Source organism: Synechococcus sp. W70.1 (assembly GCF_047461515.1).
Classification (GTDB): domain Bacteria; phylum Cyanobacteriota; class Cyanobacteriia; order Thermostichales; family Thermostichaceae; genus Thermostichus.
The window spans coordinates 80,356-102,639 of the sequence record NZ_JANSHH010000030.1; the positions used below are offsets into that span (position 1 = coordinate 80,356).

Consider the following 22,284-nt stretch of genomic DNA (forward strand, 5'->3'; position numbering starts at 1 on the left):
TAGCTGAATTTGGCTACTAGGACCTGTCCATTTTCCAGTCGGGAAAATGCCACGAAAGACCCCTCCGAAAGCCCCCTAGTTAGACAGAGTCATGAAGCTTTTGCTGCTTTTTGTTCAGATCCCTGCGCCTCATCCAGTAGTCCCATCCCTTGCAGCACTTGTCGCAAAACCTGTAGAGAGCTGGCCTGCAGAGGCGCTAGCGGAGGGCGCACCCGACCTACTTGCCAACCCTGCATCTCTAGCGCCGCCTTGATAGGAACGGGGTTGGTCTCGATGAACAAAACCTTAAACAGCGGAAGCAGGCGGAGATGGTGAGCCAGGGCTTGTTCGGGCTGTCCTCTGTGGTAGCTCTGGATCAACTCCTGAAGCTGTAGCCCAACCAAATGGCTAGCTACGCTGACTACTCCTCTCCCCCCCAAAGACAAAATCGGCAAGGTCAGCGAGTCATCTCCTGAGTAGATGCTAAAGCGGGAGGGGGTAAGCCGCCGAATTTCAGAAACTACGTCCATGATACCACTAGCTTCCTTGATGGCGACAATCGTCTCCATCTCCGCCAATTGCGCCACCGTTTCCGGCTGTAGGCTTACCCCCGTGCGGCTGGGGATGTTGTAGAGCATGATGGGCAAGTCGCTGGCTTGGGCAATGGCCTTGAAGTGCTCGTAGAGCCCCGCCTGGGTGGGCTTGTTGTAGTAGGGCACCACTTGGAGAGAGCCATCCAGGCCCAACTGAGCCGCTTTTTTGGTGGCTTCGATGGCCTCGCGGGTGGAGTTGGAGCCCGTGCCGGCGATAACCTTGGCTCGGCCAGCCACGGCATCTCGCACCACCCGAAACAGCTCGTACTCTTCTTGCCAGCTCAGGGTGGGAGACTCGCCAGTGGTGCCGCAGACCACCAAGCCATCGCTGCCGTGGGTTACCAAGTAATCGGCCAAGCGAGCGGCTTCTTCGTAGTTGATCTCCCCCTCAGGCGTAAAGGGAGTCACCATTGCCGTCAGCACGCGCCCGAAGTCCACCGCTTGCCTTTCCCCCTCAACCACACCGCTTGCTATTGGCTACTTCGAGGTTCCCCAAAGGGGCTGGGGGCATCCAGCTCCAATCATCCCTTTATCATACCTGCCTTCGGGAGAGGGATCTTGCTGAGGCCCTAGGCTGGATAAGCTGGATGAGAGAAGGCAATTTTGTCCTCGGTTTTCTGGTAGCAGCTCTTCTCGAGGATCCCCATGGACGTCCTAGCTGCCCTCAAAGAGCGGATCTCCGCCGACAAGTTTGATCCCAGCCGCCGCCTGTCGGAGGCGGAGATCCAGGAGCTGGTTGCCTATGCTACGGAAGCTCCCTCCTCCTTTAACATCCAGCACTGGCGGTTCGTAGCCGTCACCGATCCTGCAGACAAAGAGCGCCTCAAAGCCCTGGCCTACAACCAACAGAAGGTGGCGGACGCGGCAGTGGTGTTCATCGTCCTGGGGGATCTGCGGGGGTATGAGAAGCTGCCTGAAATTGTCCAAAGAGCCGTCGCTGCGGGCCTCCTCTCCCCGGAAGGGGCGGAAAGCTGGGTGAACATGGCCCAAGCCACCTACGCCAACAACCCCACTTTGGCGCGGGATGAGGCGATTCGCTCCGGGGCCCTGGCAGCCATGGCTTTGATGCTGGCGGCGCAGGCAAAGGGCTTGGCAAGCGGGCCGATGATTGGCTTTGACCCAGAAGGGGTAAAGCGGGAGTTCGGCATTGCCGACCGCTACGTGCCGGTGATGCTGCTGGCGGTGGGCTACCCTGCACCGGGCAACCTGCCGCGCAAGCCCCGCCTAGGGGTAGACGAGGTGCTGGCTTTTGGGCGAGGGCGGGAGTTTTAGGAAGCCAGAAAGTTGACCAACTTTTGCAGGCGATCCCAGGCGGCGCCGCTGGCAAGGATCTCCCGCGCTCGGTCAATTCCAGCTCTCAAGTCAGCCACAGCTCCCGCCACCTGAAGCGCCAGCGCTGCATTGAGGGCCACCACATCCCGCTGGGCAAGCTCGCCGCCTCCCTGGAGGACGCGGGTGAGGATGGCAGCATTTTCTGTCAAGTCCCCTCCCTGGAGAGCCTGGACGGGTGCGGGCGTGAGATCGTAATCCCGCGGGTTCAAGACCTCTAGGTGTAGGGATCCCTGGGAGAGAACGCCCAGATCCGTGGGCTGAGCGAGGCCAGCTTCGTCAAGGCCTTCCCGGCTGTGGAGTACGATGGCTTCTTCCCGCCCCAGCAGGCGCAGGGCCTCGGCCACCACCGGCACCAGCTCCGGCGCGTAAACCCCGATAACCTGCCGGTTGGGGTAGAAAGGATTGACCAGGGGCCCCAGCAGGTTGAAAACGGTGCGCACCTTGAGAGCCCGTCGGTAGGGAGCTACCGCCCGCATAGCTGGATGCCAGTGGGGGGCAAAGAGAAAGGTGATGCCCACTTCGGTAACCGCGGCTCGTACCTGCTCTGGCTTGGCGTTGAGGTTCACCCCCAGGGCCTCCAGCACGTCTGCCGAGCCCACCTTGCCAGAGGCCGAACGGTTGCCGTGTTTTGCCACCGGGATCCCGGCAGCGCTGACCACAAAGGCCACGGCGGTGGAAATGTTGAAAGTGCTAGCCCCGTCCCCGCCGGTGCCGCAGGTATCCACCAAGAGGGGCAGGTCCAGCGGCGATCCCAGAGAAGCCCGTTGCAGCACCCGCGCCATGCCGGCCAGCTCGCTGGCGCTCACCCCCTTGGCTTGGAGAGCTGCTAGGATTGCCCCCGACACCACCTCCGGCACTTGGTTGTTGAGCCAGCCATTCATCAACTCTTCTGCCTGGGCCTCGCTGAGGGATTGCCGCTCCAGCAGTTGGCCTAGAAGCTGGGGCCAAAGGTCAGCCGTTGCCGTCATGGCTACTAGGGACGAGTCTCGAGAAAGCCTTCACCCTAGTATGCCCTGTTTGGGCTGCTGCGATCCCGCAGCCAAGGGATCCGGGACAGAGGCAGCTGCCGCCAGATCCCTTCGCTCCCCTTGGGATCTAACCAGCGCCAGGCCAACAAGCCCGCTGCCGAGAAAAAGGCCAAGACCCACACCAGCGCCAGGGCCTTTTGTACCCCTGCTGGGGTCAAGCCAAGCGGAGATCCCCGGGATCCCTGGCTGACTGGAGAAGGCGGTCGGGCCGAAGGACGAGAAGAGAGCGGCGTGGCGGGAAGGGGAGGCCGCGGCAGCCGTCCCAAAGCCCTGGCCACTGCCTGAGGTGTACCCAGCGGTTGAGCTCGGCTAGAGAGATGGCGCAGAGGTTGGAGACCCTCAGTTCCTGGATCCGCCCTACCAAGGGCCGATCGTTGCTCACCACCACCACTAGGGATCCTGGCTGCTGCTGGGCCAGGGCGTAGGCGCACTCGGCAATGGCCTGCTCCAGGCGAGCTTTTAGGGAGTGGCCGCTGGCGTTGACCTCCTCGACCCAGGCGCGGGCTGCTGAGACGGCAAACCCCAAGCTGGGCTGGTGGCGCAAAAAGGCGCGCGCTGTCGACTCTTCCTAAGGCTCAATGGCTTCTCGAGCCAGGCGCTCCAGCTCAGCCAGCGCCGCCTGGGGCAGCACACACACCCCGAAGCGGGCCCATTCCTGCCACCGAGCCGGTCGCCCAGCCAGAATTGCGGAGCTATCGAAAACAAGAAGGGGTGAGATCTCGGCCATGGGGTGCGCCTCCTAGGAGGGAGGCTTCTGGGAGAGGGATCCCTCGGCCAAGCAGAGGCGGATGGCCAGAGGATAGAGGCGATGTTCCTGGGCCTGGATGCGCCGGTAGAGCGACTCCACGGTATCTTCCGGCAGGACCGGCACCGCCGCCTGGGCCACGATGGGGCCGCTGTCCATTTCCAACGTAACCCGGTGGACGGTGCAGCCGGCGATTTTTACGCCGCACGCCAGCGCCTGCTCCACAGCCCGTAGGCCCTTGAAGCTGGGCAAGAGACTGGGGTGAAGGTTTAAAACCCGCTCCGGATAGGCAGACAGCAACACCTGAGTCACCAAGCGCATCCAGCCGGCCATGATCACCCACTCCACCTGATGCTGTTGCAGCACCTCCACGATGGCGGCATCTAGCGCCTCCCGGCTGGGATAGTCGCGGTGGTTAAGGAGGACACAGGGGATCCCTCGGCGCTCCGCCCGCTGCCGCACATAGGCCTCAGGATTGTTGGTGATCACAACAGCGATGTGGGCTGGCAGCTCGCCGGCCTCGATGGCCTGGGCAATGGCCTCAAAATTGCTGCCGTTGCCGGAAGCCAAAACACCCAGGATCCCGGGCCGAGGAGGAGCTGGGATCTCACCAGGATCGGGCCAGAGGAGGCTAGGCAAGTTCATCTCAAGGCTTTCCAACAGCAACCCTTTCTGAGGCCCCTTGCCCAAGGTACACCATCTTACCGCCCAAGCTGGGCCCGCCTCTTAAACCCGCCTCTTAAAATAGAAGGCTGACCTTGCCACCCTAGGGATTCCATGCCGCGTCGTACCGACATTCACAAGATCTTGCTCATCGGAGCAGGGCCTATTGTCATTGGCCAAGCCTGCGAGTTCGACTACTCGGGCACCCAAGCCTGCAAGGCCCTGCGAGAGGAGGGCTACGAGGTCATCCTGGTCAACTCCAACCCGGCCACCATCATGACGGATCCCACTATGGCGGATCGCGTCTACATCGAGCCGGTGACGGCAGACTTTGTGGCCCAGATCATCGAGCGGGAGCGCCCTGATGCCCTCCTTCCCACCATGGGGGGACAGACAGCTCTCAATGTAGCGATGGAGCTAGCCCGGCGCGGGATCCTGGATCAGTACGGGGTGGAGCTAATTGGGGCCAAGCGCGAGGCCATTGAAAAAGCCGAAGACCGGGAGCTGTTTAAGCAGGCGATGCAGCGAATTGGCCTGGCCGTCCCCCGCTCAGGGTTGGCCCGCAGCCTAGAAGAAGCCAAACAGATTGCTCAAGAAATTGGCTACCCCCTCATCATCCGTCCCGCCTACACCTTGGGAGGTACAGGTGGCGGCGTGGCCTACAACCAGGAGGAGTTGGAGGAAATCTGCACCGCCGGCCTAGAGGCCAGCCCAATCTCCCAGATCCTGGTGGAGGAGTCGATCATCGGCTGGAAGGAGTTCGAGCTGGAGGTGATGCGGGATCTGGCGGACAACGTGGTCATCATCTGCTCGATTGAAAACATCGACCCCATGGGGGTCCACACCGGCGACTCCATCACCGTGGCCCCGGCGCAGACCCTCACCGACAAGGAGTACCAGCGGCTGCGCGACTACGCCATCGCCATCATGCGCGAGATTGGGGTGGAAACGGGGGGATCCAACGTGCAGTTTGCCGTCAACCCCGCCAATGGCGAAGTGCGGGTTATCGAGATGAACCCGCGGGTCTCCCGCTCTTCTGCTTTGGCCAGCAAGGCCACCGGCTTTCCCATTGCCAAGATTGCCGCCAAGCTGGCTGTGGGCTACACGCTGCCGGAGCTTCCCAATGACATTACCCGCAAAACCCCTGCCAGCTTTGAGCCCACCATTGACTATGTCGTCACCAAAATCCCCCGCTTTGCCTTTGAAAAGTTTCCTGGGGCGGAGCCCGTTTTGACAACCCAGATGAAGTCGGTGGGGGAGGTGATGGCCATTGGCCGCACCTTCCAGGAGTCCATCCAGAAGGCATTGCGGTCTTTGGAGATCGACCGCCCTGGCTTTGGCAGCGACAGGCCGGAAGTCTTCCCAACGCCAGAGGAAGTGCGGGCCAACCTGCGCACCCCCAACCCCTTCCGCCTGTTGACCATTCGCACGGCCCTGCTCATGGGTTTCTCGGTCCAGGAAATTGCCCAGCTTACCCACATCGATCCCTGGTTTATCGACAAGCTGCAGGAGTTGGTGGAGGTGGAGCAAGCCCTTAAAGGGCGGGAGTTGGGATCCCTAACGGCCGAAGACCTGCGCCATCTCAAGCAAATGGGCTTTAGCGACCGACAAATTGCCCACCTGACCGGCTCCGCGGAAGCCCAGGTGCGGGATCGCCGCAAGGCCCTGGGGGTGATCCCCACCTACAAAACCGTGGACACCTGCGCTGCCGAGTTCGAGGCGGCCACCCCTTACCAGTACTCCACCTACGAGAGCGAATCTGAGACCTTCCCCACCGCCAAGCCAAAGGTGATGATCCTGGGGGGCGGTCCCAACCGCATCGGCCAGGGGATTGAGTTCGACTACTGCTGCTGTCATGCCGTCTTTGCCCTCAGACGCCTTGGGTATGAGACCATCATGGTCAACTCCAACCCCGAGACCGTTTCCACCGACTACGACACCGCTGATCGCCTCTACTTTGAGCCCCTGACCTACGAAGAGGTGATGAACCTCGTCGAGGCCGAGCAGCCGCTAGGTCTAATCCTGCAGTTTGGCGGCCAGACCCCCCTGAAGCTGGCCCAGGGGCTAGCCGCAGCCCAAGCGCCTATCTGGGGTACTGCTCCTGACTCCATCGACATAGCCGAAGATCGCGGCCAGTTTGGGCGCCTGCTCGAGGAATTGGGGATCCGCCAGCCAGCCCACGGCCTTGCCCGCAGCGTGGAGGAGAGCCTGGAGATTGCCCGGCGCATTGGCTACCCCGTGGTGGTACGGCCCAGCTATGTGCTGGGGGGGCGGGCCATGGAGATTGTCTATTCGGATCAAGATCTGCGGCGCTACATGCAGCTAGCGGTGGCGGTGGATCCCAACCGTCCCGTGCTGGTGGATCAGTTCTTGGAGGATGCCGTGGAGGTAGATGTGGACGCCATCGCCGACCACACCGGGGCTGTAACCATCGGCGGCATCCTGGAGCACATTGAGCAGGCCGGGATCCACTCGGGCGACTCCGCCTGTGTCTTGCCCAGCCGCACTCTCAGCCCTGCTGTGCTGCAGGTGATCCGCGACTGGACGGTGAAGTTGGCCCAAGCTCTCAAGGTGGTGGGGCTCATTAACGTCCAATACGCCGTCCAGAAGGAGCAGGTTTACGTTCTGGAAGCCAACCCGCGCGCTTCCCGCACCGTGCCGTTTGTCAGCAAAGCCATTGGCCACCCCCTGGCCGCCTACGCTGCCCAGGTGATGAGCGGCAAAACCCTGGCAGAGCTAGGCTTTACCCAGGAGGTGATCCCGCCCTACGTGGCTGTTAAGGAAGTGGTGCTGCCGTTTCACAAGTTCCCCGGCACCGACACGCTGCTGGGGCCGGAGATGCGCTCTACTGGGGAGGTGATGGGCATTGACACCGACTTTGGCCGCGCCTTTGCCAAAGCGCAACTGGCTGCCGGCCAAAACCTGCCCCTAGGGGGCACCGTGTTCATCAGCGTTAGCGACCGCGACAAGCAGGCGGTGATCCCAGTGGCCCAGGAGTTGGTCAAGCTAGGCTTTCGCCTGCTGGCCACTGCCGGAACCCAGAAAGTTTTGGCCGAGCACGGGATCCCCGTCGAGAAGGTGCTCAAGCTGCACGAGGGCCGGCCCCACGTCATCGACGCCATCAAGAACGGCCAGATTCAGCTTATCGTCAACACCCCTTCTGGCGGTGAAGCCCAACAGGATGCACGGAAGATCCGCCGCACCGCCCTGGCCTACAAGATCCCTTTGGTCACTACTCTGGCTGGAGCCAAGGCTACTGCTGCTGCCATCCGCGCTCTGCAGTCGGGATCCCTAGGGGTGAAGTCCCTGCAGGAGTTTCACGCCGAAATTGGGCGATAGGAGCCTGCTGGGGTTGCTTTTCTGAAGAAATCCTTAAGACCTCCACCTTAAGAAATCCTGAAGTTCTCGACTGCAAAAACTGGCTCTTGAGGCCTGGGAAAAGGGGTGGAATATAAACTGCAATACTAAGCTACCTTTTTGTATCGATAAATCAATTTATTTCACATTTTGGCTGCAAACGTTAGGTATCCTTGGCAGTTTTCTTGAGACTGTCTAGCGTGGAAGGAGAAGGATCCCCAGGACAAGGCTGAGTCATTTCCTGAGGTCACTCTGCCAAGCGCAAGTGGAAGAAAGCTCTCTTCAAATTTTCTAGGAGTTGGCCTATGAGTGTGGTTGTTCGGCGCTCCGCTGCCGCACGACGGCTCTGGAGCTGGGAAAGTTTTTGTCAATGGATCACTAGCACCGAAAATCGGCTTTACATCGGCTGGTTTGGCGTATTGATGATCCCGACCTTGTTGGCGGCAACCTTTTGTTTTGTGATTGCCTTCATCGCTGCGCCGCCGGTGGACGTGGACGGGATCCGCGAGCCGGTGATTGGCTCCCTACTGGGGGGCAACAACCTCATTTCTGCGGCGGTGGTGCCCACCTCAGCCGCCATCGCCTTACACTTCTATCCCATCTGGGAAGCTGCCTCTTTGGAGGAGTGGCTCTACAACGGCGGCCCCTACCAGCTCATCGTGTTTCACTTCCTCATCGGGGTGTGGTGCTACCTGGGCCGGCAGTGGGAGCTGAGCTACCGGCTGGGCATGCGCCCCTGGACTGCAGTGGCCTTTTCTGCGCCGGCGGCTGCCGCTACAGCGGTGCTCCTGGTCTATCCCATCGGCCAGGGCAGCTTCTCAGAGGGGCTGCCGCTAGGGATTGCCGGCACCTTCCACTTCATGCTCGCCTTCCAGGCGGAACACAACATCCTCATGCACCCGCTGCACCAACTGGCAGTGGCGGGGGTGTTTGGCGGCGCCCTGCTGGCTTCTCTCCACGGCTCCCTGGTAACCTCTAGCCTGATCCGGGAGACTTCAGAAGAGGAGTCAGCCAATGCCGGCTACCGCTTTGGCCAGCAGGAGGTCACCTACAACTTCCTGGCCGGCCACTATGCCTTCTTGGGGAGGCTGGGGATCTCCAGCCTTGGCTGGCGCAACAGCCGCTCCGTCCACTTCTGGATGGCGGCCCTGCCTACCTTGGGGATCTGGGCGGCGGCAATCGGCATCGGCCTAATGGCCTTTAACCTCAATGGCTTTAACTTCAACCAGTCCATCCTGGACAGCCAGGGCCGGTTCATCCCCACCTACGCCGATCTCCTCAACCGCGCCAACTTGGGGATCCAGGCCATGCACGCCCCCAATGCCCACCACTTCCCCCTGTTGCTGGCGGCCAAAACAGACTAGGGCTCTCCTCTAGTCCTTGATTCACTGGACAATCAGCCACTTTGTGGCATGACCAACCTCCTGCCTTGACGTAGATGGGCTGAGCTAGTAGGCTTGCGAGTACATCTTTTCTGGTAGGCATTTTGCCTAGGCTAAGGTTGGCTCCGTCTTTAGCCGGTGTGCCCGGTATAGCAAGGAGCAACTACCTGCAGCTTGCGGGGAAGTCACGCCTGTGGAGATCCCTCTGGCGGTGTGGTAGGGGCAAACTCTGCCACTAGCCACGGGTCGTGGAAGCAGGAAGAAAGCGTCAACCTGGAGCAAAAGTCTGCTTTTGTCCAGCGTTGTATGAGTCTTTCAGAGCGGACGGTCGAGTTCAAAGGCACGGTGGACAGCTTGGAGAGCCCGGATCCCCTGCTCCCGTCGCACCACGCAGCTTACCTTAATCTCCGAGGTGCCGATCATCTCAATGTTGATCCCGGCGTCGGCCAAGGCAGCAAAAAAGCGCGCCGCCACGCCGGGATACGTTTCCATGCCGGCGCCGACGATGCTGACTTTGGCAATGTCGTGGTCGGTTTCAACCCCAGCTGCCTGCAGCTCCTCGGCCACCTGACAGCACACGGCCTCAGCCGCCCTGGCCTGATCCTGAGGCACGGTAAAGGCAATGTCGTTACTGGGAAGGCCGTTGTGGTAGCTCCGCTGGCTCTGGATGATGGTGTCGACGATAACGCCAGCATCCGCCAAGCGCCCAAACAGATGGGCAGCCGTCCCCGGCCGATCCGGCACCTTGCGCAGGCCTAGCCGCGATTGCTTCAGATCCAGGGCAACGCCCCGCACCGGGTGGTTGCGCAGAAGGGGATCCCCGCAAGGCGCTGCCTTGACTCGATGCAACTGGGGAATCACCTGAAACGCTTCCCCCAGCGCCAGGGCGGCCTCCCCAGCCCGCTCGGCTGCCACCACGCAGCTGACCTTGATCTCCGACATGGAGATCATCTGCAAGTTGATCCCCGCTTCCGCCAGCACGCGAAACATCTCGGCGGCAATGCCCGGGCGACCCATCATCCCCACCCCGGCAATGCTGACCTTGGCTACCGCCTCATCGACAAGGACTTCCCTACACCCCAGCTCCTGGCCAACCTTGCGGGCCACGGCTGCTGCCTGAGCCGCCTGGGCACGGCTGACGGTGAAGGCAATGTCGTTGGTAGGGGATCCCTCCGCCGCACTAAGGTGGAGCGACTGCAGAATTAAGTCGACATTGATCCCCGCTGCAGCAATCTCCTGGAACAGTTGCGCGGCAATGCCCGGGCGATCCGGCACTCCCACCAACACCAACTTGGCCTGCTCCCCATCCAGCTCCACGGTATCGACCGCCCGCCCTAGCTCAATGCTGCTATCAGGGGAGCGGACGCGAGCAGGGGGAGAGACAATGAGGGTGCCTTCTGATCCGGCTTGCAGCGGCTCCAGGCTAGAGCGCACCCGCAGCTTGACGCCGTAGTTGCGAGCAATTTCTACCGAGCGGGGGTGCAGTACCTGCGCTCCTAGGCTGGCTAGCTCCAGCATCTCGTCGGCGGTAATCTCTGGCAACAACCTGGCCTCGGGCACCTTGCGCGGATCGGCAGTAAAGATCCCGGGCACATCGGTGTAGATCTCACACAGCTCGGCTCCCAGGGCCACTGCCAAAGCCACCGCCGTGGTGTCCGATCCCCCCCGCCCCAGGGTGGTGATCTCCAGCTCAGTTAGGCTGGTGATGCCCTGAAAGCCGGCCACCACCACCACCTCTCCCCGCTCTAGGTGTTGCCAGAGGCGGTCGGTGTGGATGTGCAGAATGCGGGCCCGCCCGTGATCCCGGGTGGTGACGATGCCCACCTGGGCCGCCGTCAAGGAGAGGGCAGGGTAGCCCAAGCGCTGCAGCGCCAACGCCAGCAGGGCAATGCTGACCTGCTCACCCGTAGACAGGAGCATGTCCCACTCCCGCCACTGGGCCGGCGTGGTCGGGGATCCCTGGAGGATCTGTTCCCCCAGTTCCACCAGGCGATCCGTTTCTTCTCCCATTGCCGAGACCACCACCACCACCCGCTTCCCCTGCTCCACCGTGTGGGCTACCCGCTGGGCTACGGCCTGGATGCGCTCGATGGAGCCGACGGAGGTGCCGCCGTACTTTTGGACAATTAAACCCGCTTGCATAGCCAGGGCTGAGCTGGTTGACGTGGTTTGGATCCTATCCCGAACTAGGCCAGGCCAAGCCAGCTTTGCAAAAAGGGTGGCACCGGCAGCAGGATCAGCACAAGCCAGCTCAACATTGCCAGCCCCAGCAGCTCCCGCCCCTCATCCAGCTCGGTGACATCGTTGAGGGCTGGCTCGTCGGCACTGGTGATCACAAACAAAAGCAGCGCCCACAATAACAGCCAGGGCTGCACCGTCAAAGCCAGCAGCAGCACCAGCCAGCGAGTCACTCGCCCCACATTGGCCCCCATCTGCTGGCCATAGATGGCGTGGACAATGTGGCCCCCATCCAGTTGGCCCACCGGCACCAGGTTAAAGGCAACCACCACTAGACCCAGCCAGCCGGCAAAGGCCAGGGGGTGCAGATCGATCACCTGCCCCGGCTGCAACTGATCCCCCAGCACCAGGCGCGCCAGAATGGCCAGCAGCACCGAGAGGCGCGGGTCAATGCGATGGAAGCTAATCGGGGTCGGCTGCCCCTCTGGCTCTGCCGGAGGCTCCCCAGGTGTCGAAAAGACCAGCCCCACCAGCAACATGGTCAACGCCACCAGGCTGCCCGCCAGCGGCCCGGCAACGGCGATGTCAAACAGCACCTTGCGGTTGGGCACCGGCTCTTTCAGCTCGATGAAAGCCCCGAAGGTTCCCAACACAAAAGGCACCGGGATGAAATAGGGGAGCGAGGTTTTGATGCCGTGGCGGCGGGCCACCCAGTAGCGGATCCCTTCATGGGATCCCAGAATGGCCAAGATCCCCACTGCATAAGGTAACCCTTTGAGCAGAGAGGGTAGATGCAGCAACCGGTCAGGGCTGACTCCAGAAGCTTGGGCGCCGGCAGTTAGGGTCGTCCAAAAGGTAAACAGCAGCAGCCCCAACGCCAGCAGAGGCCACTCCTTCTGACGGGTTAGGGAGCGCCGCGCCGCCGGGTTGGGCACCAGGGCAAAAAAAGGCTTGCCGGCAAACCCCTCCTGCAGCACCACCAGAAAGCGTTTGCCAAACGTGGTTTCCACATTCCGCTGTACCTGCTCGTAGGCTTCCGTGGGATCCGCCCGCAAATTGCCGCGGCAGATGATGGCCTGAGGACGGTATTCCACGCTTTGCAGATAGAAAACGTTCCAAGGAAAGCAGCGGTTGAGCTTTTCCCGCGACACCTCCGAGATGGAGATGGGAGCAGCTGCAGCACCTTCCTCCTCGCCTTCCTCTGTCTCCGGATCCCGCTCGGCCGGGGTGTTTTCCACTCCAGCCTGAGAGCCTGCTGGTGGAGGTTGGAGGCGCCCCCGACGCGCCAAAGTCATGCTGGTAAAATAGGAGGCCAAAAACAGCCCCAACATTAGCAAAGGGGGCATTTCATACTGAAACACCTGCCGCCCCAGCACCCAAAGCAGGGGGGGGATCATCATCACTAGCCACAGGATCCGCCAGGGCACCTTTGAGAGGCGGGCCACGCTTTTTTGTAGCAGCAGGTAGGTTGTCGAGCCCACCAGTGCCAACAGGATCCAATCTGCCATGAGCTCAACAGGAAAACACCTTTACCAAGCTAGCGGCAAACCCGATCGGCTTGCTAGAGCCGGCAGCAGCGATCCCTCAGGAGCTAAACTTCTCTTGGCTTGCTCGTAAGCTGCTCTCTTACTCTCAACGCCACATCCACGCTGGCAGAAGCGTGTGCCCTGTCATCGCCCGCAGGGTGAAATAGATAAACAACAGCAGAGCTAGGGATCCCACAGTTACTAGAGCTGCTGCCGTCGCGCTTTTGCGGTACAGGTTTACAAACGGCTGTAGGCCAGCCCAAATTCCCCCCAGCAAGACGGTAACGAAGTAGGTGGGGTAGCGGGAGACGTTCTCCACAAATTGATCTTCCAGTCGGCGAGGAGGCTGCGGCTGGGGCATAAGCAGAGGGCAACCCAACAACTTTCCCTCAGTCTGCCACAGATAGCGGTCTCTGTCCCCCGCCTCTGGAAGGGTGGGAACACCCAGGTTCAAGACTGCGAGAACCTAATATGGTAGGCGTTATCCTGCCTGCTTTGCCCAGCACAGCCACCCCCCTTCCAGACTGATGCAAGAATTGCCCTCTGATGCCTTCAATCGCGCCAGTGATCTGCCCAGGGATCAGACTCTGGCGTTGATGCGCGTTCAGGAGGCCCTGGATCAACTGGAGGCAGCGATTCTCAGCAGTCCCCGTTTGTTCTGGTCGCGCACTCTCATCGACGAAGAGAAGATCCTGGAGCAGTTGGACTTCATCCGCCTTAACCTGCCCACCGCTCTAGAGGAAGCTGAGGAAGTGCTGCGCCAGCGGGATCAAATCTTGGCTGAGGCCCATCGCTACGCCCAAGAGATCGTGGCCATGGCCCAGCGCCGAGCCGAGCAGCTTGTGAGCGAATCCACCATCCTCCGCCAGGCTCAAGCTCAGGCGGAACAGTTGTTGCGGCAAACCTACCAACAGAGCGAGGAGGTGTGGCGACAGACCCTCCAGGAGTCAGAGCGTCTCCAGCGGGAGGCCCACCGCTACGTGGATCAGGTTTTGCAGGATCTAGAGATGCGGCTACTGGAGTCGCTGCGGGTGATCCGCAACGGCCGACAAAGCCTGCAAACCTGAGCCCGCTCCTGACTAGCAAAAGGCGGCGCAAGCCCCAGCTTTAGGCCAGGCGGCGCTGCCGTGAGGGCTCAGCTTCCTGGGAAGTTATAAGCCGCAGGCGCTATGCAGCCTCTGGGTCAATGGGGAGTGTTCACCTGCCCGGGTTTTAAGTCATATTAAGTTAAGAGTAGCATCCGGACTTCCCTACCCTACAAACCGGGGTAGCCAAGCCAAGCTTCCTCCGGCAAGACGAAGACAAGTCTTGAATGTGTGGCCCGGAACTCAAGGCGCTGGAGATTGCCGTGGCAGGCAAGGGATCTTGAGCTTTGGCGGCAGGCTGGCGCAGCTTTTCTTTGGCTGGACTGAGAGCGTGTTTCCCTCCTTCTCAGTGAGTGCCCCAGAACTGTACCCCTCGAGCCACCTTCCTCAGCGGGCTCTCTCCTCAGCCTGCGAGTTCTGGTTTTTGTCCCTTTTGGGAGTTCCTTAGTCGTCTAGGAGATTCTATGGCCATTGAACCGAAAGCTCGTAAGAACCGCGAAAGCGCTAAATCCCGTTCCCGCAGCCGTCGTCGAGAGTCAACCAAAGCCAGCAATTTGGACGCTAACCTCTCCCTGCCTAAGTTGATTCAAGAGAATGCGGTGCTCCAGTCGCGCAGTCAATTGTTGCTGATGTACAGTGACTTTCAAACCGAAATGCCCAACGATGGCAAGACAGGCGTTGGCACCTGGCTGCGAGCCCGCCTCAAAGAGCACGGCATGCCTAGCCTACTGCGTTTTGGCCCGCGTTCCTGCCCCCAGGTCTTCCGCCGCGATGAATTCTCCGAGTGGATGATGCTGGCTCTCAACACCCCCAGTTCCAAAAACGAGAACGCCTAGTAGAAGAAGCTGAGGCAGCAAACCTAGACTGCGCTAGCGGGTTGGGCTGGGGAAGCCTGGGCGGTTTGAATTTTCCCAGCTTGCCCGCTATTCCCGGGGCGCCCATTGAGGGAAGCGGGTGACCTAGGCTCCTTCCCCTCCTCTGCAAGCAGCAGCTCCCGGATCAGACGGGCTGCCAGGCGTTGCAGCCAGCGGGAGGCCAACTGCCGCCCCAGCTGTTGAGCTTCTGGTTTGGCGGCTACCTTGGCCACTAGAGGCAAAAGCTGCAGCGGCTGAAAGGCGGGGTTGCTGCTGAGAATTGACCACAGACGTTGCAGATGGGTTAGGCCATCTGCAGATCCGTTGCCTGAGCTGGAAAAGAGGATATCCACCAGCTGCTCTCGCAGGAAGGCTCCCCGCTCCGAAAAGAGGAAATCAACGGCTTTTTCTAGGGATCCCTGCAAGTCAAAATCTTCGCTGTTGACGGCATTGCGCAGCAGATTTTCCAAGCGGTTCCAGCGAAATTGTCCCTGGTTAAACAGCAGCTCCCGCAGAGCTTCCCGCAGCTCTGGAGCGGGATCAGTTAGGAGCCGCTGGGCCACATAGGGATAGGCTACGCTCAAGACCTTGAAGTTGGGATCCAGACCGATGGCAATCCCCTCGAGGGTGAGCAGTGAGCGGATGATCAGAGCGTAGTAGGCAGGTACGCGAAAGGGAAAGTTGTACATCACCCCCGAGAGGCGATCGGTAATGCTTTTGAAATTCAGCTCGGCCACGGGCTTGCCTAGGGCCTCGGCGAAGACGTCCTCCAAGGCGGGGATGATGGGGGTGAGATCGGTGTCGGGATCTAGGAACTCCAGATCCACGTAGTCCTGGGCCAAGGCGGCAAAATCCCGGTTTACCAAGTGGACAATTGCCTTGATGAGGCCGTAGCGCTGGTGCGGCTGGATGGTGCTCATCATCCCAAAGTCGATGTAGGCCAGCCGCCCGTCGTACATAGCCAAGAGGTTGCCCGGATGGGGATCGGCATGGAAAAAGCCGTGCTCCAAGAGCTGCTTCAGAGAGCAGTTGACCCCGATCTCGATGAGGTGCTGCCCGTTTAGCCCGGCAGCGGCGATTTTGTCAAGCTGGGTCAGCTTGATGCCGTCGATCCACTCCATTGTCAGCACCTTGGTGCGGGTGTACTCCCAATAGATTTTGGGAGCGTAGATGGAGGGGTGGCGGTACAGCTCTAGGAAGCGCTCGGCGTTGCGGCCTTCCTGGGTGTAGTCCATCTCTTCGTACAGCCGCCCAGCAAACTCATCGACAATGCCCACCAGGTCGCTGCGGATGCGGCGGAAGGTGCGCTTGGCCCAGGCGGCTAGGCTGCGGATGATGTACATGTCCAGGGAAATGCGCCCGATCAAATCGGGCCGCTGCACCTTGACGGCAACTTTCTCTCCCGTGTGCAGATACGCCTGGTAAACCTGCCCCAGGCTGGCCGCGGCAACCGGTTCCGGGCCGATCTCGCGAAAGATCTGCTCTATTGGCTGGCCGATTTGCGCCTCGATGAGGGCAAAGGCAGTGGCATTGTCGAAGGGGGGCAGCTCATCCTGCAGCTTGGCCAGCTCTTCCAGAAAAAGGGGCGAGACCAGGTCGGGACGGGTGGAGAGAGCTTGGCCAATTTTGATGGCTGTCGGCCCCAATTCCGTGAGGATCTCCCGCAGCCGCGCCGCATGCTTGCGTCGGTTCTTCAGCTCTACCCCCCGCCAGCGATCCCACAAGACCCAGATCAACAGCCCCAAAAAGGGGGCAATCAACTGAAAAAGACGCCCCAGCACCAGATCCCAGCGCCCCCGATACTGCCTAGCCAACTCCTCTGGGTCATAACGCAGAGCCGGCTGCAAGGGCTGCTGCCCCGATCCAGGCAAAGGCTGCTCTGCCACCGCTGGCTGGGCTGCGGCCGCTGTCGACAGTGTTGCGCCCATAGAAGTCCCGACGGATCTCGTAACACATCTTAACTTGCTGGGTTGGCAAGCGGCTTGTGGGCTGGGGGGTTGATCTGGGGCGGACAAAGATATCCTGAAATAGGCACAGACTGAGCACAAAGTTTAAGCCGATGGGTTAGCCGCTAAGCCCGCGGGGCAGCCCACCAGGTCAGCATGGAAAGGCGGTCTTTTCTCCAAAAACTACTCCTAGCTGCTGCTGGCCTTGGTTTGTCTCCCGGCTGGCTAACCAGGCAGGCTAGGCGCTATCGACAGGCTCTAGCAGCCACCTCCCGCAAGTTGGCTCTTCTCATTGGCATTAACCGCTACCCTGGCGAGGGATCCCCGCTGCAGGGCTGTGTAACCGACGTAGAGCTGCAACGGGAGCTGCTGCTGTACCGCTTTGGCTTTGAACCGGCAGGCATTCTCGCCCTCACCGATGGAGCGGCTACGCCAAGCGCAGTCCAAGCGGCCTTTGCCGAGCACTTGGGGGGCCCAACTCAGGCGGCGGAAAAAATAGTGGTCGTGCAGTTTAGTGGCTACGGCCAGTGGCGGGCGGGATCGGCCCCGGATCAGTGGCAGCCGGCTTTGCTGTTGTCGGGCTCCGAAAGCCTGGCGGCCATGGAGCTGGAGCGCTTTTTCCAGCTTGTGCAAAACTTGGGCACGGCCCAAGTCACAACCATACTCGATTGCGGCTTTACCCACATCCCACCTGCCCTACGAGGCAACCTCCAACTGCGCTCCCGCCCACCTGTCCCGCCAGCAGCCTCCAAGGTGCTGGATCCCGGTCAGCCATCCTCTGCAGAAGGGCAGCAAGTTTGGCCCCCTCGGCCCAAAGGCTTGTTGATTGCTGCCACCACTCCCCAAGACTTGGCAGCGGAAGCTGCTTGGCCGGGATTTCATGCAGGAGTGCTCACCTACCTGCTGACCCAGTACCTGTGGGAGACCACGCCCCCTGCCCGCCTGCTAGTTGCTTTCAACCAGGTGGTCAGTCGGCGGGAGCTGGGCCTCTTTTCTTGTCAGCACCCTACCCTGGAGGGCAAAGAAATAGCTCGACAAGTCCCCCCCTACTTCCTCATTCCCTCCCAGACAGCGGCTAGCGGGGTCATCCAGGAGGTGAGGGGGAGCCGTGCTCAGGTGTGGCTAGGGGGGATCCCAGCGGCAGCCCTGTGTGGTCTCCAGCCGGGCACCCTTCTGGCTCCCCTTGTTGCTGATCCTGCTGCTCCAACGACGCCGCTTCTGATTCGTTCCCGCAGTGGGCTGTTGGCGCAGGTCCAAGCGGTCGGCGGGGAAGATCAGTTTCCCCCCGTAGGCACGCTGGTGCGAGAGCAGTTGCGCGCTCTCTCGAGCAGCCTCAAGCTCTTGGTGGGGTTAGAAGACAGCCTGGGCCGCGTTGAAAGAGTGGATCTGACCAACGCCATCGCCGGCTATAGCTGGATGGAGACGGCCAACCCGCGCGAGCGCCAGGTGGATTGCCTGCTGGGCCGCATCACCCCAGAGATGGCTGCCGCCTTTCAAGGGGACGCTCTGCCCAAGCGCCTGGAAGTCGGCAGCTACAGCCTCTTTTGGCCGGGGCGAGAGCTGCTTCTCAATTCCTGTGGCCCAGCGGGCGAAGCGGCAACTACGGCAGTGCAGCGGCTGGCCTCCCGTCTGGCCCATCTGCTGGCGGCCAAGCGCCTGCGGACCACCCTCAACGCTGCCGTCTCGTCGCTGGGGGTGGTGGGGGAACTGTCCACCCGAGGTAAAACCCCCTCGTGGGCAGTGCGGCCTCCTCAAGGGGCCTCTGCTCCTGCTGAGCTGGGCATGCCCCGCTTCCTGCGCGGGGATCCTCTCTATCTCACGCTGCGCAACGAGGGCGAGCAGGATCTGTTCGGCTATCTGTTGATGGTTGATTCCAGCGGGCAACTGCAGCTGCTGGCTCCGGTGCCCCAGGACAACCTTGCCCTGCCGCTGCGCCTAGAGGCTAGGGGCAGCCTGACCATACCACCCCCGCCTGAGATGGCCGTCCGTGAGCCGCGCTCCGTCCTCAACCCCGATTTGCTTACCTGCCACGCCCAAGGACTGACCGAGTTACTGTTTGTGGCCAGCACCCGTCCCCTCTCTGCTAGCCTGGAGGCCCTCAAGGCCATGGCCCGCCAGCAGGGGGTAACCCGTTCGCCGATGTTGCTGAGCAAGCCGCTGGAGTGGACGCAAATCCTTTTCGAGGAGTTGACTTACCGCGCTGAGGAGGGAGCCCCTGACTTGCGTTGGCTGGATCCGGCTCAATCGGTCACGCTTTCCCTTACTTATCTCTTGGTTTAGCTCAGCAGTAGAGCAAATAGGCCACAGAGAGCAATACCATCGAAAACCCCAGCCCCGCCAATGCTGAGGATGCCTGAGCAACTGCGCCGCAACACCTCTGGTAGGTGCAGCATATCTGCTCCAATCACCGTGCCCAAAACCCCTCCGGCAAAAGCCACTGCCGGCGCCTGATCTCCAGCCCAGAACAGAGCGGCCAAAGCCGCTGTAGCCGGAGCCACCAGGGGATTCATCTGAATGCCGATCCCGGGCACTACGTGGGAAGCGTAGTAGCTGACCAAAGTTACCAGCGCCGTTACGGCTAGGATCAACAGCCCACTGGCCCGGCCAAATTGATACAGGGCCAAGAGCAGCGGGATCAGGCCCCCGCCCACGTTTAGGGCAACCACCGTCTCCTGAGAGATCTTGGCCAACGGGATCCCCCAAAATTGCCGCATCCACAGGCTGGCCAGGTCTTCCACCAGAGTTACCTCGCACCTGACGCGGTAGAGGGGAATATTGACCGAGCTGCCCACCAGGATAGCCAGCAGCAGCAACAGTGCCCCATCTCGGGAAAAGCCCAACTTCCCTGCCGCCAGCGCTACCACATCCACTGCTAGCCCCAGCCAGAGGAAGGGCAATAGCAGTAGAAGCATTAAAAACAACAACAGTGAGACTGGCAGGTAGAACATGGCGGAGATTCCCTTTCCCCTATCCTATCAGGGCCCAAGCTGACTTCCCCAACCTTGGCCAGAAAAAAAGATCCCCACCTTTCACAAGTAAGCCTCAAGTAGGTTCTGTTAGACCGAAGATTTTATTGCGAATATTTTGAGTAATCTCGTAACCAGCACGCTGATCGCTGGGAGTCTTAGCTAGGGAAATTTGATAGCGGTTATCCCCGTGAAATCTAATCACAACATAATTTTTCTCTGAAACAACCTCAAAACCAAGCTTATGCAACTCTGCTTCATAACTATTATCGCACCATTTGCGGTAGTCTCTGAATAAATGATTTATATCTTCCCTAAGCCTTTGACGATAACTCTTACCTTCGTTTGCATGGTTATTCTGAATTAGGTCTTGGAGTATATGCTGGACTCTACTTCCCTTGTGCACCTGATCGGCTGCTCTACTCAAGATCTCTAAGATAAAACTCTTGGCTTCTTCTCGATAAAAATCTCTTTCGCTTCTTGCTAAGACTATAGTATTAGTGTCGGCTTGCGCGAGATCCTCAATTCTCCGCCGAAGCTGTGCCCGCAGATGATCCAGTTCCGCTTGCTGACCTTGTAGCTGCTGCTCTTGTTTCTGAACTTGCTCAGACAAGTTCATGGCATTCTGCCGCCATTCTTGCCGCTCAGTTTCGAGCTGTTCTAGGAGCTTCTGATACTCTGCTAGATCAGTCTCAAGTCTCTGGAGCTTCTCTTCCCGCTGTTGGAGCTGGGTTCGGAGCTCATTCAGTTGATTTTCATAGCTACGTAGCTGCTGCTCCTTTTCTTCTATTTGCCGGGAGAGCTCCTCAATCTGCCGAGAGAGCCCCTCAATCTGGCTTCTCAAAGCTCGAGCCCGACTGCCGTGACGTTGGGCAACTTCCGCGGCTACCGCACTCCCAATTCCAGCGACTAGACCCACTCCCCCGGCCTTACTGAGTCGATCCAGGGGCGCGGCAGCTATACCAGCAGCGGCGAGGGCAGTAACGAGGTGAACATAGAAGGGCTTGCGTAAGTCCATTGAGAACCCCAGCTAGGCAGGAAGCTAGAGCTCAAGATATAGAGAACTCCACTTCCAGAAGAGGCGCTCTGAAGAATTGTTAAATTACGAAAAATTACGAAAAAGAGGCCCGCTGCTGCCTTTCCCCGAGGACTTGCAAGCCGTGATGCTCGTGTGCTGAATTAGCCTGTTTATTGAACAAGTTATGGGATCCCGGCCACTCCCGTTTGGCGGGCCGCTTGGATCACGGCGGCAGCTACCTGAGGAACCACTCGCCCATCGAAGACTGAGGGGATGATCCACTGGGGATCCAAGTCTTCAGGTGAAATCAAATTGGCGATGGCGTGGGCGGCAGCCAGGCACATCTCGGTGTTGATCTGCTTGGCGCGGCAGTCAAGAGCGCCGCGAAATACCCCCGGAAAGGCCAGCACGTTGTTGATCTGGTTGGGGTAGTCGCTCCGACCCGTAGCCATCACGGCGACTCGATCCGCCACTAGCTCGGGCTGGATCTCGGGCACTGGGTTGGCCAGGGCAAAGACGATGGGATCTGGCGCCATTGTCTCCACCATCTCCGGCGTCAGGGCATTGGCCACGCTTACCCCAATGAACACATCCGCTCCCACCAAAGCCTCTGCCAGGGATCCGCTCTCCTCAACGGCGATGGCTGCCTTTTCCGGGGTGAGGTCGGAGCGGGAGCGGCTGAGGATCCCTTGGCGGTCGCAGACAACAACATGGGTAGCTCCCGCCCGCTGCAGCAGGTGCGTCACGGCAATTCCAGCTGCCCCTGCACCGTTGATGACAATACGCACCTGGCCCAGGTTTTTTTTGACCACCTTCAAGGCATTCAGCAGAGCTGCTAGCACCACAATTGCCGTGCCGTGCTGATCGTCGTGAAACACGGGCAGGTTGAGGCGGGCTTTGAGCTGGGATTCAATAGCAAAGCAGCGGGGGGCGCTGATGTCTTCCAGGTTGAAGCCGCCAAACCCCGGCGCCAGGCGCACCACTGTCTCCACGATTTCTGCCACCTCCTGCGTGGCCAGGCAGAGCGGGAAAGCATCGATATCGGCAAAGCGCTTAAACAGGGCTGCTTTCCCCTCCATCACGGGCAAAGCGGCCTCCGGGCCGATGTTTCCCAGGCCCAGCACGGCACTGCCGTCGGTAACGATGCCCACACAGTTCCCCTTGATGGTGTACTCATAGACAGCGCTGGGATCGGCGGCAATCTCCAGCGCCACCCGGCCCACGCCCGGGGTATAGGCCATGGCCAGGTCAGCGGTGCTCTCCAGGGGGCTTTTGGCCACCACCTGCAACTTTCCTCCCCTGTGCAGCTCAAAGGTGCGATCCACCACCCGTTCCACCTTCACATTCGGCAAAGAGGCAACGGCGGCCTGAATTTGCTGGGCGTGCTCGCTGCTAACGGCATCGACACAGATCTCCCGCACGGTTTCAGCAGCCGATTGGTGGATGAGGTCGATCCGGCTGAGGCTGCCGCCCACCTCGGCAATGGCTTGAGTGACGCGGGCCAGGGCTCCGGGCCGGTTGGGCAGACGTAGGCGTAGGGCAATACTGTAGCTGGCGCTGGGGGTAAGCTGGGTCATAGTCAAACTGCCCTTAGCAGAGTCAAGAGGCTACCCCCGCCGCAGCACCCACGGG

Annotated in this window: 19 protein-coding genes; 6 read left to right on the forward strand and 13 right to left on the reverse strand. The window is 60.5% G+C overall.

What is annotated here, in order from left to right:
- Positions 1 to 89: 89 nt before the first annotated feature.
- Complete coding sequence (gene dapA / locus NW808_RS07175) at positions 90 to 1,010, reverse strand: 4-hydroxy-tetrahydrodipicolinate synthase (RefSeq protein ID WP_414420834.1); 921 nt, start codon at positions 1,008 to 1,010, stop codon at positions 90 to 92.
- A gap of 207 nt (positions 1,011 to 1,217) precedes the next feature.
- Here dapA and NW808_RS07180 point away from each other — a divergent pair, with 207 nt between their 5' ends.
- Positions 1,218 to 1,844: a nitroreductase family protein gene (locus tag NW808_RS07180; protein WP_414394834.1), complete on the forward strand. Its 627-nt coding sequence runs from the start codon at positions 1,218 to 1,220 to the stop codon at positions 1,842 to 1,844.
- Here the strand turns inward: NW808_RS07180 and trpD are convergent.
- From trpD to purN, 5 genes are read right to left on the reverse strand one after another with little or no spacing between them, the layout of a single operon-like run.
- Complete coding sequence (trpD, locus tag NW808_RS07185; RefSeq protein WP_414420756.1) at positions 1,841 to 2,872, reverse strand: anthranilate phosphoribosyltransferase; 1,032 nt, start codon at positions 2,870 to 2,872, stop codon at positions 1,841 to 1,843. The genes NW808_RS07180 and trpD overlap by 4 nt on opposite strands.
- A gap of 35 nt (positions 2,873 to 2,907) precedes the next feature.
- A complete protein-coding gene (locus tag NW808_RS07190) occupies positions 2,908 to 3,090 on the reverse strand; it encodes a hypothetical protein (RefSeq protein ID WP_414420757.1) in 183 nt (60 codons plus the stop codon).
- Complete coding sequence (locus NW808_RS07195; RefSeq protein ID WP_414420758.1) at positions 3,087 to 3,476, reverse strand: hypothetical protein; 390 nt, start codon at positions 3,474 to 3,476, stop codon at positions 3,087 to 3,089. Before NW808_RS07195 ends, NW808_RS07190 begins: the two co-directional genes overlap by 4 nt.
- A 24-nt stretch (positions 3,477 to 3,500) precedes the next feature.
- Complete coding sequence (locus tag NW808_RS07200; RefSeq protein ID WP_414409801.1) at positions 3,501 to 3,659, reverse strand: hypothetical protein; 159 nt, start codon at positions 3,657 to 3,659, stop codon at positions 3,501 to 3,503.
- A gap of 12 nt (positions 3,660 to 3,671) precedes the next feature.
- Positions 3,672 to 4,322, reverse strand: a complete 651-nt coding sequence (gene purN / locus NW808_RS07205) for a phosphoribosylglycinamide formyltransferase (protein ID WP_414409800.1) — start codon at positions 4,320 to 4,322, stop codon at positions 3,672 to 3,674.
- A 132-nt stretch (positions 4,323 to 4,454) separates the two neighbouring features.
- Here purN and carB point away from each other — a divergent pair, with 132 nt between their 5' ends.
- Positions 4,455 to 7,679, forward strand: coding sequence for a carbamoyl-phosphate synthase large subunit (gene carB / locus NW808_RS07210; protein WP_414420759.1), 3,225 nt, complete (start codon positions 4,455 to 4,457; stop codon positions 7,677 to 7,679).
- A gap of 323 nt (positions 7,680 to 8,002) precedes the next feature.
- Positions 8,003 to 9,061, forward strand: a complete 1,059-nt coding sequence (psbA, locus tag NW808_RS07215) for a photosystem II q(b) protein (RefSeq protein WP_414409798.1) — start codon at positions 8,003 to 8,005, stop codon at positions 9,059 to 9,061.
- A 333-nt stretch (positions 9,062 to 9,394) separates the two neighbouring features.
- Here the strand turns inward: psbA and NW808_RS07220 are convergent, their stop codons facing one another.
- The 3 genes from NW808_RS07220 to NW808_RS07230 form a co-directional block, all read right to left on the reverse strand.
- Complete coding sequence (locus tag NW808_RS07220) at positions 9,395 to 11,221, reverse strand: aspartate kinase (protein ID WP_414405305.1); 1,827 nt, start codon at positions 11,219 to 11,221, stop codon at positions 9,395 to 9,397.
- A gap of 44 nt (positions 11,222 to 11,265) precedes the next feature.
- On the reverse strand, positions 11,266 to 12,765 hold the full coding sequence (locus NW808_RS07225) for a site-2 protease family protein (protein ID WP_414409796.1): 1,500 nt from the start codon (positions 12,763 to 12,765) through the stop codon (positions 11,266 to 11,268).
- 124 nt (positions 12,766 to 12,889) lie between these two features.
- Positions 12,890 to 13,144, reverse strand: coding sequence for a DUF751 family protein (locus NW808_RS07230; RefSeq protein ID WP_414409795.1), 255 nt, complete (start codon positions 13,142 to 13,144; stop codon positions 12,890 to 12,892).
- A gap of 235 nt (positions 13,145 to 13,379) precedes the next feature.
- Here NW808_RS07230 and NW808_RS07235 point away from each other — a divergent pair, with 235 nt between their 5' ends.
- Together NW808_RS07235 and NW808_RS07240 are read left to right on the forward strand one after the other, a co-directional pair.
- Positions 13,380 to 13,850, forward strand: a complete 471-nt coding sequence (locus tag NW808_RS07235; RefSeq protein ID WP_414420760.1) for a hypothetical protein — start codon at positions 13,380 to 13,382, stop codon at positions 13,848 to 13,850.
- Positions 13,851 to 14,332: 482 nt separating this feature from the next.
- Positions 14,333 to 14,704 (forward strand): hypothetical protein, encoded by a 372-nt coding sequence (locus NW808_RS07240; RefSeq protein WP_414409793.1) that lies wholly within the window; start codon positions 14,333 to 14,335, stop codon positions 14,702 to 14,704.
- 23 nt (positions 14,705 to 14,727) lie between these two features.
- Here NW808_RS07240 and NW808_RS07245 read toward each other — a convergent pair whose 3' ends face one another.
- Complete coding sequence (locus NW808_RS07245) at positions 14,728 to 16,650, reverse strand: ABC1 kinase family protein (RefSeq protein ID WP_414420761.1); 1,923 nt, start codon at positions 16,648 to 16,650, stop codon at positions 14,728 to 14,730.
- Positions 16,651 to 16,824: 174 nt separating this feature from the next.
- On the opposite strand from NW808_RS07245, the gene NW808_RS07250 reads away from it, so the two are divergent.
- Complete coding sequence (locus tag NW808_RS07250; RefSeq protein WP_414420762.1) at positions 16,825 to 18,948, forward strand: caspase family protein; 2,124 nt, start codon at positions 16,825 to 16,827, stop codon at positions 18,946 to 18,948.
- Here the strand turns inward: NW808_RS07250 and NW808_RS07255 are convergent.
- The 3 genes from NW808_RS07255 to NW808_RS07265 form a co-directional block, all read right to left on the reverse strand.
- On the reverse strand, positions 18,945 to 19,616 hold the full coding sequence (locus NW808_RS07255) for a DUF1614 domain-containing protein (RefSeq protein ID WP_414420763.1): 672 nt from the start codon (positions 19,614 to 19,616) through the stop codon (positions 18,945 to 18,947). The genes NW808_RS07250 and NW808_RS07255 overlap by 4 nt on opposite strands.
- A gap of 94 nt (positions 19,617 to 19,710) precedes the next feature.
- On the reverse strand, positions 19,711 to 20,652 hold the full coding sequence (locus NW808_RS07260) for a hypothetical protein (RefSeq protein ID WP_414420764.1): 942 nt from the start codon (positions 20,650 to 20,652) through the stop codon (positions 19,711 to 19,713).
- A gap of 182 nt (positions 20,653 to 20,834) precedes the next feature.
- On the reverse strand, positions 20,835 to 22,229 hold the full coding sequence (locus NW808_RS07265) for a malic enzyme-like NAD(P)-binding protein (RefSeq protein ID WP_414420765.1): 1,395 nt from the start codon (positions 22,227 to 22,229) through the stop codon (positions 20,835 to 20,837).
- Positions 22,230 to 22,284: the final 55 nt, after the last annotated feature.

Excerpts from the sequence above, each read along its gene's own strand:
- NW808_RS07230 (WP_414409795.1), bottom strand. The coding sequence starts at position 13,144 with ATGCCCCAGCCGCAGCCTCCTCGCCGACTGGAAGATCAATTTGTGGAG.
- NW808_RS07260 (WP_414420764.1), bottom strand. The coding sequence starts at position 20,652 with ATGGACTTACGCAAGCCCTTCTATGTTCACCTCGTTACTGCCCTCGCC.
- NW808_RS07240 (WP_414409793.1), top strand. The coding sequence starts at position 14,333 with ATGGCCATTGAACCGAAAGCTCGTAAGAACCGCGAAAGCGCTAAATCC.
- NW808_RS07255 (WP_414420763.1), bottom strand. The coding sequence starts at position 19,616 with ATGTTCTACCTGCCAGTCTCACTGTTGTTGTTTTTAATGCTTCTACTG.
- NW808_RS07265 (WP_414420765.1), bottom strand. The coding sequence starts at position 22,229 with ATGACCCAGCTTACCCCCAGCGCCAGCTACAGTATTGCCCTACGCCTA.
- NW808_RS07200 (WP_414409801.1), bottom strand. The coding sequence starts at position 3,659 with ATGGCCGAGATCTCACCCCTTCTTGTTTTCGATAGCTCCGCAATTCTG.
- NW808_RS07250 (WP_414420762.1), top strand. The coding sequence starts at position 16,825 with ATGGAAAGGCGGTCTTTTCTCCAAAAACTACTCCTAGCTGCTGCTGGC.
- psbA (WP_414409798.1), top strand. The coding sequence starts at position 8,003 with ATGAGTGTGGTTGTTCGGCGCTCCGCTGCCGCACGACGGCTCTGGAGC.
- trpD (WP_414420756.1), bottom strand. The coding sequence starts at position 2,872 with ATGACGGCAACGGCTGACCTTTGGCCCCAGCTTCTAGGCCAACTGCTG.
- purN (WP_414409800.1), bottom strand. The coding sequence starts at position 4,322 with ATGAACTTGCCTAGCCTCCTCTGGCCCGATCCTGGTGAGATCCCAGCT.
- NW808_RS07225 (WP_414409796.1), bottom strand. The coding sequence starts at position 12,765 with ATGGCAGATTGGATCCTGTTGGCACTGGTGGGCTCGACAACCTACCTG.
- NW808_RS07235 (WP_414420760.1), top strand. The coding sequence starts at position 13,380 with ATGCGCGTTCAGGAGGCCCTGGATCAACTGGAGGCAGCGATTCTCAGC.
- carB (WP_414420759.1), top strand. The coding sequence starts at position 4,455 with ATGCCGCGTCGTACCGACATTCACAAGATCTTGCTCATCGGAGCAGGG.
- NW808_RS07245 (WP_414420761.1), bottom strand. The coding sequence starts at position 16,650 with ATGGGCGCAACACTGTCGACAGCGGCCGCAGCCCAGCCAGCGGTGGCA.
- NW808_RS07220 (WP_414405305.1), bottom strand. The coding sequence starts at position 11,221 with ATGCAAGCGGGTTTAATTGTCCAAAAGTACGGCGGCACCTCCGTCGGC.
- NW808_RS07180 (WP_414394834.1), top strand. The coding sequence starts at position 1,218 with ATGGACGTCCTAGCTGCCCTCAAAGAGCGGATCTCCGCCGACAAGTTT.